The sequence below is a fragment of the Pseudoalteromonas sp. McH1-7 genome, from assembly GCF_013366255.1.
Classification (GTDB): domain Bacteria; phylum Pseudomonadota; class Gammaproteobacteria; order Enterobacterales; family Alteromonadaceae; genus Pseudoalteromonas; species Pseudoalteromonas peptidolytica.
In genome coordinates this window covers 1-13,536 of the sequence record NZ_JABWPQ010000003.1, presented here as the reverse complement: position 1 = coordinate 13,536, position 13,536 = coordinate 1, and the positions used below count along the sequence as shown (strand labels likewise).

The 13,536-nt window shown below is 42.7% G+C and carries 14 protein-coding genes; 8 read left to right on the top strand and 6 right to left on the bottom strand.

All coding sequences use genetic code 11. From position 1 onward, the window contains the following. Positions 1-44: 44 nt before the first annotated feature. Positions 45-3,848: a bifunctional proline dehydrogenase/L-glutamate gamma-semialdehyde dehydrogenase PutA gene (gene putA, locus HUZ36_RS02655; RefSeq protein WP_147390728.1), complete on the bottom strand. Its 3,804-nt coding sequence runs from the start codon at positions 3,846-3,848 to the stop codon at positions 45-47. 404 nt (positions 3,849-4,252) lie between these two features. On the opposite strand from putA, the gene HUZ36_RS02650 reads away from it, so the two are divergent. Continuing rightward, positions 4,253-4,741 carry a winged helix-turn-helix transcriptional regulator gene (locus HUZ36_RS02650; RefSeq protein WP_125250857.1) on the top strand — a complete coding sequence of 163 codons (489 nt, stop codon included), beginning with the start codon at positions 4,253-4,255 and terminating at the stop codon, positions 4,739-4,741. Positions 4,742-4,773: 32 nt separating this feature from the next. After that, positions 4,774-5,577: an SDR family oxidoreductase gene (locus HUZ36_RS02645; RefSeq protein WP_176031920.1), complete on the top strand. Its 804-nt coding sequence runs from the start codon at positions 4,774-4,776 to the stop codon at positions 5,575-5,577. A gap of 52 nt (positions 5,578-5,629) precedes the next feature. Here the strand turns inward: HUZ36_RS02645 and HUZ36_RS02640 are convergent, their stop codons facing one another. Then, entirely contained in the window at positions 5,630-5,857 is a 228-nt protein-coding gene (locus tag HUZ36_RS02640; protein WP_176031919.1) for a helix-turn-helix domain-containing protein, read from the bottom strand. A 376-nt stretch (positions 5,858-6,233) separates the two neighbouring features. On the opposite strand from HUZ36_RS02640, the gene HUZ36_RS02635 reads away from it, so the two are divergent. The 4 genes from HUZ36_RS02635 (at position 6,234) to HUZ36_RS21915 (ending at position 10,252) form a co-directional block, all read left to right on the top strand. Next, on the top strand, positions 6,234-6,545 hold the full coding sequence (locus HUZ36_RS02635; RefSeq protein ID WP_125250854.1) for a 2Fe-2S iron-sulfur cluster-binding protein: 312 nt from the start codon (positions 6,234-6,236) through the stop codon (positions 6,543-6,545). Next, positions 6,545-7,954 carry an FAD/NAD(P)-dependent oxidoreductase gene (locus HUZ36_RS02630; RefSeq protein WP_254879455.1) on the top strand — a complete coding sequence of 470 codons (1,410 nt, stop codon included), beginning with the start codon at positions 6,545-6,547 and terminating at the stop codon, positions 7,952-7,954. Before HUZ36_RS02635 ends, HUZ36_RS02630 begins: the two co-directional genes overlap by 1 nt. Next, the gene (locus HUZ36_RS02625) at positions 7,941-9,146 is read left to right on the top strand and encodes an NAD(P)/FAD-dependent oxidoreductase (protein ID WP_217704576.1); all 1,206 of its coding nucleotides are present in this window, start codon (positions 7,941-7,943) and stop codon (positions 9,144-9,146) included. The genes HUZ36_RS02630 and HUZ36_RS02625 overlap by 14 nt, the downstream gene beginning before the upstream one ends. 71 nt (positions 9,147-9,217) lie before the next feature. Further along, complete coding sequence (locus HUZ36_RS21915) at positions 9,218-10,252, top strand: S66 family peptidase (protein ID WP_176031918.1); 1,035 nt, start codon at positions 9,218-9,220, stop codon at positions 10,250-10,252. Between the two features lie 195 nt (positions 10,253-10,447). Here the strand turns inward: HUZ36_RS21915 and HUZ36_RS02615 are convergent, their stop codons facing one another. After that, positions 10,448-10,858 (bottom strand): hypothetical protein, encoded by a 411-nt coding sequence (locus tag HUZ36_RS02615; RefSeq protein WP_176031917.1) that lies wholly within the window; start codon positions 10,856-10,858, stop codon positions 10,448-10,450. Positions 10,859-11,069: 211 nt separating this feature from the next. Here HUZ36_RS02615 and HUZ36_RS02610 point away from each other — a divergent pair, with 211 nt between their 5' ends. Next, positions 11,070-11,318, top strand: a complete 249-nt coding sequence (locus HUZ36_RS02610) for a type II toxin-antitoxin system Phd/YefM family antitoxin (RefSeq protein ID WP_005377003.1) — start codon at positions 11,070-11,072, stop codon at positions 11,316-11,318. Further along, entirely contained in the window at positions 11,308-11,598 is a 291-nt protein-coding gene (locus tag HUZ36_RS02605; protein ID WP_005377002.1) for a type II toxin-antitoxin system RelE family toxin, read from the top strand. Before HUZ36_RS02610 ends, HUZ36_RS02605 begins: the two co-directional genes overlap by 11 nt. A 107-nt stretch (positions 11,599-11,705) precedes the next feature. Here HUZ36_RS02605 and HUZ36_RS02600 read toward each other — a convergent pair whose 3' ends face one another. The 3 genes from HUZ36_RS02600 to HUZ36_RS02590 all read right to left on the bottom strand — a co-directional run bounded on the left by HUZ36_RS02600 (position 11,706) and on the right by HUZ36_RS02590 (position 13,422). Next, positions 11,706-12,239 carry a hypothetical protein gene (locus tag HUZ36_RS02600; RefSeq protein WP_168756800.1) on the bottom strand — a complete coding sequence of 178 codons (534 nt, stop codon included), beginning with the start codon at positions 12,237-12,239 and terminating at the stop codon, positions 11,706-11,708. A 103-nt stretch (positions 12,240-12,342) separates the two neighbouring features. Continuing rightward, positions 12,343-12,720, bottom strand: coding sequence for an ankyrin repeat domain-containing protein (locus HUZ36_RS02595; RefSeq protein ID WP_176031916.1), 378 nt, complete (start codon positions 12,718-12,720; stop codon positions 12,343-12,345). A gap of 138 nt (positions 12,721-12,858) precedes the next feature. Continuing rightward, a complete protein-coding gene (locus HUZ36_RS02590) occupies positions 12,859-13,422 on the bottom strand; it encodes a membrane lipoprotein lipid attachment site-containing protein (RefSeq protein WP_176031915.1) in 564 nt (187 codons plus the stop codon). Positions 13,423-13,536 lie beyond the last annotated feature (114 nt).

The following is a 13,536-nucleotide window of genomic DNA, read 5'->3' as shown; positions in this document are numbered from 1 at the left end:
TAGGTGACATCGCTATGGTAGACATAACGATTGAGATCACTGTATTACTCTTCGTCTTCAACGAGTGTCATCAGTGACGTGTTACCACCAGAGGCTGTGGTATCGATACTGATGGTTTTCTCAGTCACAAGGCGATTAATTAAGGTATCGTAATACTCGGCACTTATCACTGGAAGAATTGCGCCCTTACGCTCAGCTAGTTGCTGTGAGAAGTAACCTAAACGAGAAGAACGTGCTGCCACAACTGCGCCAGAAAGGTGCGGATGTGCCAAGATTGCTTGTAGCTGATTTTGCTTCGCTACTTGGAAAACACCTTCAGCAACACCAGTAGAGATAAACTTATCTCTAAATGCTAATGCCTCTTCATAGAATAAGTCTGATGCAACGGTAATAACCGTATTACCTGCAGCAAGCGCGGTGATAATAGAGATTGCCCAGAAGTTAAATGAAGTGCTCTTGTCAGCATACACAACAACACAACCACGAGGCTCAAGGTGAAGGGTATTAGATTCACCTGTTGGACCCGGTAGTGTGGTGTAAGTACGCATGCGCTTTTCTAAACGGTTCAACTGAGCACGTGCATCAGACAGGGTTAGCGCAAGGTCATCAGCTAACTCGTCGATAATATCGACAGTTGCTACCTTGGCAAGTAACTGACGTACCGCAGAAACTCGATCATTCAATGCGGTACGACGCCAAATTTTTTCGTCACGCATAGAGTTTCGCATTAATTTTTCAACCTGCTCAACCGCACCTGGGAAGTGGTGGATCTCCAGCTCATCCGGTGTGAGGTCGGTCATTTGTACGTTGTCAGGAGATGCTTTCTCTTTCACTAGGCGAAGTAGGTAGTTTGGACCACCTGCTTTTGGACCTGTACCAGATAATCCACGGCCACCAAATGGCTGTACGCCTACGATTGCACCAATCATATTACGGTTTACATACACGTTACCCGCACGCGACATCTTAGCTAGGTATTCGCAGCGCTCTTCGATGCGAGAATGAACACCCATGGTTAAGCCGTAGCCGGTTCCATTGATCTGATCGATAACGTTATCTAAGTCTTCAGCCTTAAAGCGCACAATGTGAACAATAGGACCAAATACTTCACGTTTCAATACGGATAAATCAGAGATCTCATATAAGCGAGGAGCAAAGAAATAAGCGCCATTTTCACTATTGTCTGGTATTTTCGCTTCAAACAATAACTTACCATTAGCCTTCATGTATTCTGCATGCTTGGTTAATGTCGTCAGTGCTTTTTCGTCGATTACTGGACCTACGTCTGTAGATAGTAGCGATGGATCGCCGATATGTAGCTCTTTAAGCGCGCCTTGGATCATCTCAATAATGCCGTCTGCAACATCGTCTTGTAAGAACAACACGCGAAGGGCTGAACAGCGTTGACCCGCACTTTGGAAACCTGAAGAAATCACATCATCCACAACCTGCTCTGGCAGTGCAGTTGAATCAACGATCATACAGTTTTGGCCACCGGTCTCCGCTATCAACGGAACCTGAATGTCGTTTCTTTCAGCAAGGATCTGAGAGATAAGCGTACCAGTTTCAGTTGAGCCGGTGAACATCACAGCTTGAATACGTTCATCTGGTACAATATGTTTACCTACTTCGCTACCACGAGCGATAACAGGCTGTACCACGTGCTGAGGTAAGCCGACAGTGTGCATCAACTCGATACAGCGTAGTGCAATCATACTGGTTTGTTCAGCAGGTTTTGCAATAACGGTGTTACCAGTCACAATAGCCGCAGCCACCTGACCTAAGAAGATTGCCAGTGGGAAGTTCCATGGGCTAATACATAAAATCACGCCACGGGCTTCAAAGCGCTCGTCTTTAGACAGCTCTTCAGCGCGGGCTGCATAGTAGCGACAAAAATCAACAGCTTCACGCACTTCATCGATACTGTCTTGAGTGACTTTACCCGCTTCTTTAATACAGATGGCAACTAACTCGTCATGATGACGCTCAAGAATGTCAGCCGTGCGGCGTAGTAAATTTGCACGCTCTTCTACAGGTGTCTGTGACCAGCTTTCAAATGCAGCATCTGCATTTGTTAATACACTCTGCATATATGCTTCATCGTGTAAAGGCACAGCACCAATAACCTGTTTGTGGTTGGCTGGGTTTCTTACTGCAAGATGGCCGTCAGGTACTTGAGCTTCGTCGATCAGGTGCTCGTTAAACCAATTGTCTAGGTTTGCTTTGAATGGCGCTAAATCGTTGATGTCGGTTAAATCTTTACCCTTTGAGTTTGGACGCTCATCACCATACAGCTCAATTGGTAATTTAATCTGTGTATTATAACGGTTACGTAGACCTTGCAGTGTTTCTACAGGATCTGGGAGCAATGATTCAACAGGCTTAGATGTATCAACAATCGCGTTTACGAATGATGAGTTAGCACCATTTTCAAGCAAGCGACGCACTAAGTACGCGAGTAGATCTTCGTGCTGACCAACCGGCGCATAAACGCGGCATTGAATACCTTCGTTTTCGACGATTTGATCATAAAGAGACTCACCCATGCCGTGTAGACGCTGGAATTCAAAGCCCTTATTGTCGCCTTTGGCAACTTCTAAGATAGTCGCAGCGGTATACGCATTATGTGTTGCAAATTGTGGGAACAATACATCGCGGGCTTCTAGTAGCTTGATAGCACAGGCTTTATAAGAAACGTCTGTAGTTGCTTTACGGGTGAAAACAGGGAAGTGCTCAAGACCATCTTGTTGTGTGGTTTTGATTTCAGTATCCCAATAAGCACCTTTTACAAGGCGAACCATTAATTTACGGCCGACGCGACGTGCCAGTTCGGCAACCCACTCAACTACAAAAATAGCACGCTTTTGGTATGCTTGTACTGCAAGGCCAAAACCGTTCCAATCGCCAAGCGCTTCGTCTGAGAATACGGCTTCAATTACATCTAATGAGATGTCTAAGCGATCGGCTTCTTCAGCATCTACCGTAAATCCAATATCGTATTGTTTAGCGGCAACGGCAAGTTCTTTTAACTTAGGCACAAGCTCGCTCATCACGCGATCGCGATGTGTAAATTCGTAGCGTGGATGAATCGCTGAAAGTTTAACTGAGATACCTGGGCTTTTCACCGGGCCACGACCTTTGGCCGCTTTACCAATAGCGTGGATGGCACTCATATAACTTTGGAAGTAGCGATCCGCATCTTTCATCGTACGTGCACCTTCGCCTAGCATGTCGTACGAGTATACATATCCTTTTTGTTCTTTATCAGCTGCACGAACGATGGCGTCTTGAATGGTTTCACCCATAACAAACTGCTTACCCATGATCTTCATCGCGTAGTTCACAGACTTACGAATAACAGGCTCACCAAGACGACCAATTGTGCGCTTAAGCACACCAAATTGCTCTTCTTTATTTTTGTCTGAGTAGTTCACCATTTTACCGGTAACTAATAGCCCCCAGCTTGACGCGTTAACGAATAACGAGTCACTGCTACCTAAATGTGAGCTCCAATCACCTTTTGCCAGCTTGTCGCGGATCAGGCTTTCTTGTGTCGCTTTGTCTGGTACTCGAAGCAAGGCCTCTGCCAAGCACATGAGCACCACGCCTTCTTCAGTAGAAAGAGAGAATTCATTTAAAAGCGCGTCAACGCCGTTTTGACCATCTTGATCTCTACGGATATTTAAAACCATTTGACGTGCACGTTCCCATGCTCGGCTTCGAGCTGTAACGCCTACCTCAGCTAAAGGTAAAATATGATCAATTACTGCGTTTTCATCAATGCGGTAAAAGTCACGGATCTTTTGTCGGATAGGACAGTTAGTTGTCAAATCGCCGTTATAAAGCATAAGCAACCCTCAAAAATTGGAGTCAAAAATACATGTAATTCGAATCTACCTAAAAAGTTACACTTAACGTGAACTCGGCACTACCATTCCAAATAAAAGCATACCCAAGCTGGCAAGTTGGATTAATATGTAGTTCCACTTTTATAGATAGACGCAATTACGACAAAATGATGCAGTCACATTGCTAACCATAACACACCTAGAGATGCGTTCAAATTTTAGCCAGAATGCACAATGTAAATGTTCAAACAAGGCTGTGTAAAAACGTGAAATGTACAGCGTTGTCTTTTATCGTTAATTTCGCGGGCATTCTATCGAAAAGACAGCAGAATATGCTGTTTTATTTTTAAGGAATACGGTAAATTTGCGGGTAATCTCACAGCCTCACAAAATTTTATGCTGATATGACGACTTCTATTAAAACTCGGGTACTTGACCGCATTGATTTAGCGATTTTAGATGCGTTGCAACGCAATGGCCGGATCTCCAATGTAAATTTGGCAAAAGAGGTAAATTTGAGCCCAAGTCCTTGTCTTGATCGAGTAAAAAAACTTGAAGCGGAAGGGTATATTGAAGGGTATACCGCCAGATTAAACGCGGCAAAATTAGGACAGCATTTAGTCGCACATGTAGAGATCACGTTAAAGAGCTCAACAGAAGCGGTGTTTGAAGTATTCAAACAGCATATAGTCCACATTCCCAATGTTGTTTCTTGTGACATGGTGGCGGGAGGGTTCGATTACTTGGTTAAAATCCGAGTTCAGGACATGCGCCAATACCGTGAAGTGTTGGGGCAAATTGTTGAAATACCGGGAGTTGGTACTAACCATACGTATATGGTAATTGAACACGTTAAAGAAGATATGGGTGTAGAAGTGCTGAATTACCAGTAGTATGTTAGTTTAAGCCAATAAAGGAATAGTGAATGCAAAATGTCGTACTTATTACAGGTGGGAGTCGTGGAATTGGTGCCGCGACCGCACGTCTTTTAGGTCAACGTAACTATACGGTGATCATCAACTATAAACAAAATCATCAAGCGGCACAAAGCGTCGCTAACAGCATTATTACCAGTGGTGGTAAAGCTTTCGTTGTTCAAACAGATATCACCGATGAGCAAGCTGTGATGACGATGTTTGATAAAATCAAAGCCGATATCGGCATGGTAACGCATTTGGTCAATAACGCTGGAGTGTTGAGTACTCAGACGAGAGTAGAGCACATGAGCGCAGAACGCATCAATAAAATGCTGACCCATAATGTTACTCCTTATTTTATTTGTGCGCGTGAAGCTATCAAGCACATGCGTTTGAGCGCTAATCCATCACAATGCGCTATTGTGAATGTATCGTCGGCAGCTTCTTATTTAGGTGGCGCTAATGAATACGTGGACTATGCTGCGGCCAAGGGGGCAATAGACAGTTTTACTAAAGGTCTCTCTTTGGAACTCGCCGCTGAGCAGATCCGCGTAAATGGTGTCAGGCCAGGCTGTATCTATACCGATATTCACGCTGATGGTGGTGAGCCGCAAAGAGTCGATAGACTTGCAAGTGCACTGCCGCTAAAACGTGGTGGAACCGCAGAAGAAGTTGCCAATGCGATCGCTTGGTTACTCAGTAATGAAGCAAGTTTTACAACTGGTGGGTTTATTGATCTGGCTGGTGGTAAGTTACGTGCAGTAAAAGATGGTGAGCATGATAGCTACCACGCTCACCAACGAAAGTCCTAACTTTATTATTGTTAATTAAGGTGCTTCGTGTGCTGTTATTCATACAGCTGCTCTAGATAAACTTTTCATATAACTCCCTATTAACCTTCGCCAAGCTGCGTTCAAGGTTGGCTTTTTCTTGCATTAGTTTCTGCCAATGTGTTTGCTGTTTTTGATCAGACTGGCGCAGCGCATCATATAGCTTACGCTTTGGGATGCCAAAAGTCTGCGCCGCTTGTGATGGGGTGAGCATGTCACTTTTAACTGCACGTATTGCAGTTTTTAACTTTGAGGTCGTCATAAATTTACTCCTCGTTGCTGAGCGTAATTGTCGTGTCATGTATGGGCCAGACACTAACGTCAACATGCCAAAGTAAATACATAGTTTGATAGATGGTATTCATGATGTTGCTCCTTGTGTGAATGCAACAGGGAATAAGGAAGAACCATGCCAAAACTCAAGCCTATGATTTATATGCTTTTTATTCTTATTTGTTCACGTGGATTGCACAACTTTAGTGATAACAAAGCATACATTGCACCGAATTGATCAAAGTTATAGCGGTCAAGTTATAAGTTTAATTCAGATCAAATTGCAGTAAATAAAGTAAATAAAATGTTTATTTTTTAAGTTTAAGTAGTAAAATTTGTGCGAATTTATTGAAGGAGTATGTTTCATGTCGGAACTATCAAGAACACAAGATATAACGGAACCAGAGGGTTTGCAGTTCAAAATCAAAATTGATGAAATTGCAGTTAACGCCTGTGATGGCGAAACGGTCCTATCGGTTTTATTGGCAGCAAATTACAAACAGATTATGGAAAATGATCGTCAAGTGGTGTCAGGCGCTTACTGTGGGATGGGCGTTTGTCACTGTTGTCAGGTGACTATTAATAAACAACACAAACAAAAAGCCTGTCAAACTTTGGTGCAACCAAATATGCAAATTGAAACAAAACAAAATCGTTTTAAGCAGGTGGGAGCTTGATGATGGCTGCTGACCAACCAGAAAAGATAGTTATTATTGGGGCAGGCCCTGCGGGTGTGAGCTGCGCGGCAGAGCTGGCTAAATATGGACTAAAAAGTACCTTAATTGATGAGGCTTCAAAAATCGGAGGGGTAATTTATCGGGGGCCGTTACGCCAGACCACGAAATTGCCACATTTGGATGAAAATTTGAAGCGCTCTATGGCGGCACTTAAAGTTCGATACTCCCAGTATGAACAGGATATAACACTGCAACTTCAAACCAAAGTACTTGGTCCTGAGGGTAAGAATTGTTTGTTATTGCAAGCTCAAGAGAAAATCACACAAATTGAATATAACAAGCTAGTTCTCGCGACAGGTTGCCATGAACGTAGTGTCCCTTTTGATGGTTGGCAATTACCTGGTGTGATGTTAATGGGTGGGATGCAGTTGCAGCTAAAAAGTGGTTTAGTCCGCCCTGGGCGTAAAGTTGCGTTGGTGGGAACTGGGCCGCTATTGCCTTTGGTTGCTTGTCAGCTACATAAAGCTGGAGCGCAAGTTGTTGGCGTATTTGAAGCCAGCCGTTTTAGCGATTTAGCAAAAGAAACCGTTGCACTTTTGCAGCGGCCAACGCTGACTTTGTCTGGTTTAAGTATGTTGGCGTATTTGAAAAAGCATCAAATCCCGTTCAAGTATGGATACGGTATTGTCAAAGCTGAAGGTCAAAGCCAACTATCAGGGATCACCGTGGCACCATTTGATGAGAATTGGCATGCTAATGTCTCAAAAGCGCAGCACTTAGAAGTTGATAGCCTTGGCGTGGGGTATGGATTTGTTGCAAGAACCCAGTTGGCGATGTTGCTAGGACTTTCGCATCAATACACTGGTACTAATGGTTACATACCAATGCTTGATGAAAACCTGCGAAGTAGCCTAGATGACGTATATGTTTGTGGTGATGGTAATGGTTTGTTAGGTGCCGAAGCTGCCATTATTGAAGGAAAAATTGCGGCGACAGCACTGGCTTATGAACAGCACTGCTTTAATGAAGCACAGTATCATCGCAGAATGCGCAAACTAAAACGTCAACGTAAACAAGTGCAAAAGTTTAGAGCCGGATTTGACCGCTTTTCGGCAAGACGTGAAGGGTTATTAGCTCTGACTAAACCTGATACTGTTATCTGCCGATGTGAGCAAGTGAAGCGTCAACAACTGGATGTCGCATTAGCGCAAGGTGCAAAAGACCTATCTAGTATCAAGATGAGAACCCGAATTGGCATGGGAGATTGCCAAGGAAAGATGTGTTCAAGCTATGCGCTAGATAGATTACATGCAGAAGGGCACATTGAAACACTTGGGGTGATCAGACCCAGATTTCCGCTCGATCCAATACCATTTACATTACTGGAGAATAATAATGAAGCAGTATGATGTCGTTATTGCCGGTGGCGGAGTGATAGGGGCTGCTTGTGCCTATTTTCTTAGCCGTGATACTGACTTGAAGATAGCACTAGTAGACTTAAAAAAGCCAGGAAACGCGTCGCGCGCTTCAGCTGGTGGGCTGTGGGCAATCGGCGAGTCTGTAGGGCTTGGTTGTGGGGTCATCTTTTTTAAAACGCTGTCGAAATTGCAAAGTGAAGGTGACACCGCTGCCGCAGAAACATTGCGACCACACCAGCTGCCCGAGTGCTTTTTTGAATTAGCATTGAAGTCAAATGAGCTATATCCAGCGCTTCACGAAGAAATGCTTACAAGACACGAAGTGGATTTTAAATTTGAGCGGACTGGGCTCAAGTTCATAATGTACAATCGTGATGATGAAGTTTACGCAGACAGTATTGTTTCTGGGATCCCACATTTATCTTCGCAAATAAGGTGGTTAGATCAGCAACAATTAAGAGAAGAAGAGCCCTATATTACGCCTGATGCAATTGGTGCAATAGACTTTATTTGCGATCACCAAGTTAATCCATACCGCTTGGTTGACGCCTACACAGAAGGGGCGCGTCAAAATGGTGTTGAGCTTTTTTTAAATACCGAAGTAGTCGAAGTCTTACGTGATGGTCACAAGGTAATCGGGGTAAAAACACCAACGGATACCCTATATTGTAATACGCTGGTTAACGCCGCTGGTGCGTGGGCTGATGAGATTTATCATCAAGCAACGGACAAGCACATGCCGGTATACCCAGTGAAAGGGCAAATTGTTTTATCAGAGCGTATGCCCAAGGTATTGAATGGCTGTATTAGTACTAGCGATTGTTATATTGCCCAAAAAGACAATGGAGAGATCTTAATTGGCTCGTCAACAGAAGAAAAAGGCTTTGATACGACCAATAGCCTAGACAAAATTCAAACCTTGTCTCAAGGTGCAATGAAGTGTTTACCCGTATTGAAAGAGTCGAGTATAAAACGATGTTGGGCTGGGCTCAGGCCAGGTACGCCTGATGAGCTGCCAATATTAGGACATGTAGAGGGTGTAGAAGGGTATATCAATGCGTGTGGCCACTTCAGAACAGGAATACTCATGTCTGCAATCACGGGTAAGCTTATAACAGAGTTGGTTATGGGTAAGCCAACCTCCGTTGACCTAACTCCATTTCGAGTTGAGAGGTTTGACTAACCAGTTGATTTAGATGCTTTAATAGGATATGGGTAGTACATACCAAAAGCGCTATTAAGGTTAAATTTACGGTGCAGTTACTCAAGCCAAAGAGGCTAAACAAAGGCGATACCATCGCAGTGGTATCGCCTAGCTGGGGAGGCCCAGGCACATTTCCCCACATTTTTGAGCAAGGCGTAAAAAACCTGCGTTCGCTTGGGCTGAATGTAGTAGAGATGCCCTCGACGCGACTGGCCGCAGATGTGATTTTTTCATCGCCGCAGCTACGCGCAAAGGACATTAATGACGCCTTTGCAGATCAGAATATAGCCGGGATAATTTCTTCTATTGGTGGCTCCGATTCAGCGCGGATCCTGCCTTATTTAGACAAATCCGTTATCATCAATAATCCCAAATTTATGATGGGCTATTCTGACTTTTCTACCCTCACTACACTCCTGAACCAATGGGGCCTAGTCACCTTTAACGGCCCGTCGGTCATGGCCGGTTTCTCCCAGTGCCACAACGCTAGTGCTGAATATCAAGCATATTTAGCGCAGGCACTGTTCGGTGAAATCCACTATCCAATATTTAAAAGCTATTCTCATGGCTATCCAGAGTGGGCGATACCAGAAAATGTAGGTAAATTACATCCCACAATCGCGACAAATGGCCCAAAAGTACTGCAAGGGGCGGGGCAAGTAGAAGGGCAGCTATTTGGCGGCTGTTTTGAAGTGATGGAGATGCTAAAAGGCACGAAATACTGGCCATCACCGTCATTTTGGCAGGGAAAATTGTTGTTCTTAGAGACCTCTGAGGATAAACCCAGTCAAGACTATGTTCGGTTTTGGTTACGTAACTATGGCGTAATGGGCGTGTTTGAAAAAATATCCGGCTTGATGATTGGCCGCGCTCGGGATTACAGCGAGCAGGAGATGACGGCGCTTGATGATGTGATTGTATCTGTGGTTCGTGATGAGTTTGGCTGTAAGAGTTTACCTGTAATAACTCGGCTTGATTTTGGTCACACTGATCCGCAGTGGATTTTGCCGTTAGGAATACAGCACCGCTTGGATCTGGACAACTTCAGTCTAGAAGCGATAGAGCCGGTATTTGACTTACTCTAATGGCTCATGTTCGACCTTATTGCGAAGGTGAAGGATTTAGGCCTTATCTGATTGGCTGTTATGAGCGAGAAACAGGCTCGCTCTTACACTTTTTGGACAGAAACGCTTTGCGCCGTTGGCTGTATTAGGTGAATTTCGCATAAAAATTCTATGGGCTTGCGTCATGATAAGACGCCCAACAGCTTAATCATGCTGTTATGTACCTATGGTAGAAGGTAAATAGTTTATCAATATCATCACCAAAAGTGTCGATACAATGCTAATGCCAAAGACAATACTTGGCGACACAACATTTATATTTGTTAGCCAGTTTTTGGAACTATCTAACAAGCTTTCATCACTTTCACTAATAGACTTAATTTCGATAGATATTATGTTCATGGCTTTATAACGGCGCATCAGTTCAACCAAATGTATTATTGTGAAGATCAAGAAAGAAATACTTACTAGATATTTTCCACTTGTATTAAGTTTCTCTCCTGAACTAATAACTCCTGCGGATATTGCTACTACAAATGTTAAATACATAGTCCACAAGGTAACTACTTTATCGTGGTTTTTTTCTAACAAGTCGATCCAGTCTTTGAGAGACAGTGAGTTACTCATGATTCACCTTTAATTAAGAAGTGATAAAGGTACCAACGCCGCGTTAAGGGGTGCTGGCACGCAATACAAAAGCCTCTGCAACGCGCCTTAAACACTGAACTCAACGCATATTAAAAATGCCACGCGTGCCAAATCCCACTTGAACACCTTGTTATACCGCTTGGTTGAGACTAAAATGACCAACATAAAGACCACCTAAGAGACCGATTATATGACCACTAGAATTTTAGCCGATGTTGCTGCAAGCATTACTGAGTTGAAAGCTAACCCTATGAAAGTTGCAACTAGTGCTTATGGCGAACCTGTTGCTGTACTAAACCGAAATGAGCCGGCATTTTATTGCGTACCTGCCGAAGCGTACGAAATGATGATGGACAGACTCGAAGATCTTGAACTACTAGCTATCGCTAAAGAGCGTGAATCTGAAGAAAGCATTTCGGTAAATATTGATGACCTATAAACTCGACTTTAAAAAGAGCGCACTCAAAGAGTGGAAAAAGCTTGGCTCTACTCTACAACAACAATTTAAGAAAAAGCTAATCGAGCGCTTAGATAACCCACATGTTCCGGCTTCAAAGCTTTCTGGAGCTGACAACATGTATAAAATTAAGTTGCGTCAATCGGGCTACCGTCTCGTCTACAAAGTTGAAGACGATGTCATCATTGTAACCGTCTTAGCAGTCGGAAAACGCGAACGTAGCGATGTTTACCGTAAAGCTATGAAAAGGCTAGATGATTGATTACGGTATAACGCCCGCATAATGGGCGGATTAAGCTTGGCTAAAATTAGCGAGGAACGAGCGTCAGCCAAGCTTTAGACGTCCATTCATTAATGCGTTTGTTAGGTTTACTTTACCACCAAGTTCAGTTGATAACTTTTGTTAAACTCATTAATAGCACCTGACTTAATATTACTTTTACTGTCGAAACAAAAGCTATTTTCCAAACATTCCAAAGTGGTAATCGGATCAATATCGTGAACGCCTCTAAATGAAAATACACTAGTACAGCTTGTAGGTTCTTTAGTTTCTGAACCAATGCAAACAAAGACCATTACGGGTTTCCATTTACAAATAGTAGTAGGATCTAACTCTTGTAATGGAACTCTTATCGAATGTAATTCACCAATTATTTCAGGCCGATAATTGATTTCAAATTGTTGAGCTACGTCTCTACCGAGCGCTATATGATAATTATTACATTGGCTTACTTGTGAGTGTGTTCTGTACTCAACCTTGATTTCATATGTCAAAGGTTTCTCAATATCTCCATGAATATCAATAAATTGCTCATCAGGATTGGCATATTTAACAAAACCTCCTTTTGATGAGCAACCAGATATTGCAATAAACAGTAATGTGATGAAGATGAACCTATCCATAGTAAACCTAACGCCGCAAATAAATGGCAAAAAATAGTTGGCTAAAATTTGTGAGGCACGAACAAAGCCAACTGTTTTTTGTCCGCACTTTTAATTTGCCTTGTTATATTAGCTTTGCACCATTGAGGTACTCTGCAATTAGCTTCTTGTTTTGTTGATTTAAACGAGGCATAGAGCATTCGGCAAGCCTTTGCATCGCTGTTTTTCCACCGCTATCTTTTAAACTAGGCTCAGCTCCATTAACTACTAGTAACTTTACTATATTTGGATAACCAGCGGTGACAGCTCTAATTAGAGGAGTTGTATCCGAATAACTAGTATTCAAATCAACACCAGCTTTTATGAAAAGGGAAACAATGTCTTCTGCACCGCACTGAATTGACATAATCAAGGGCATTCCATTCGGGGTTGCTCCAGCTTCAAGCAACTTTTTAGCTGATTCTAGGTCACAGTCAGCAGCTTGAATTAACGCATTATTCAATTCCCTTTGATCCAAAGCTTACCCTCGATTCTGATTGCAAATATAACGCTTAGCTAACAGGCAAAATTGAATAAGCTAAAATCGAGCGAAGCGACGAGCTTATTTAATTTTGTCCTGGTTTAGCGCCTTGTTAACTCTCTATTGCACTTTAAAGTACCTTGAGCCTTTAACTTTTAACATACTCTCATTCATCAGTTGCTTTTCAGTTTTAATGTTTTCAGGCAACCCTTTCTGTTTTGCAATACTAACATCGCGTTCAAATTTATCTTTAACTTGGAGCATTCCGCTGCCACCAACAGGCTCAGTTAACTCACCTAAATATGTCGCTTCATTCTTCTTTACTTCAAAGCTGTATGGTTCAAAATCTGCATAGTGAAAAGTACGAGCACCTTGAATTTGTTCATATTTTGTAATCAAATACTTACCAGCTTTTAGTTGGTGTAACTCTACTCTCCCGTTATAACTTGCATCATCGAAATCCCTTTCAGAGCGACCCCATGCTGCATCTTTACGATAATAAAATCTACCCGACTCTCCTTTATCATTTTCATAGATCACCACATAATCACCTGCAAAATTGTGGTTTTTTATGTAAAACGACATGATAGCAAAGCCCGAGTCATCGCCTTGGTATTGAGTATTCAAAGTTACACAACCTGACAAGAGGAACATAGCAAAGATTGAAATTATAAATTTTTTCATTTTTTTCCTGATAGTTTCACTAATCTAAAAAGAGAGTTAACAATTTAATATCGACCCAATGGGTCGTTTCTCTACCGAGTCATGGGTCATTAATCTCATTGTACCAGTTTTATC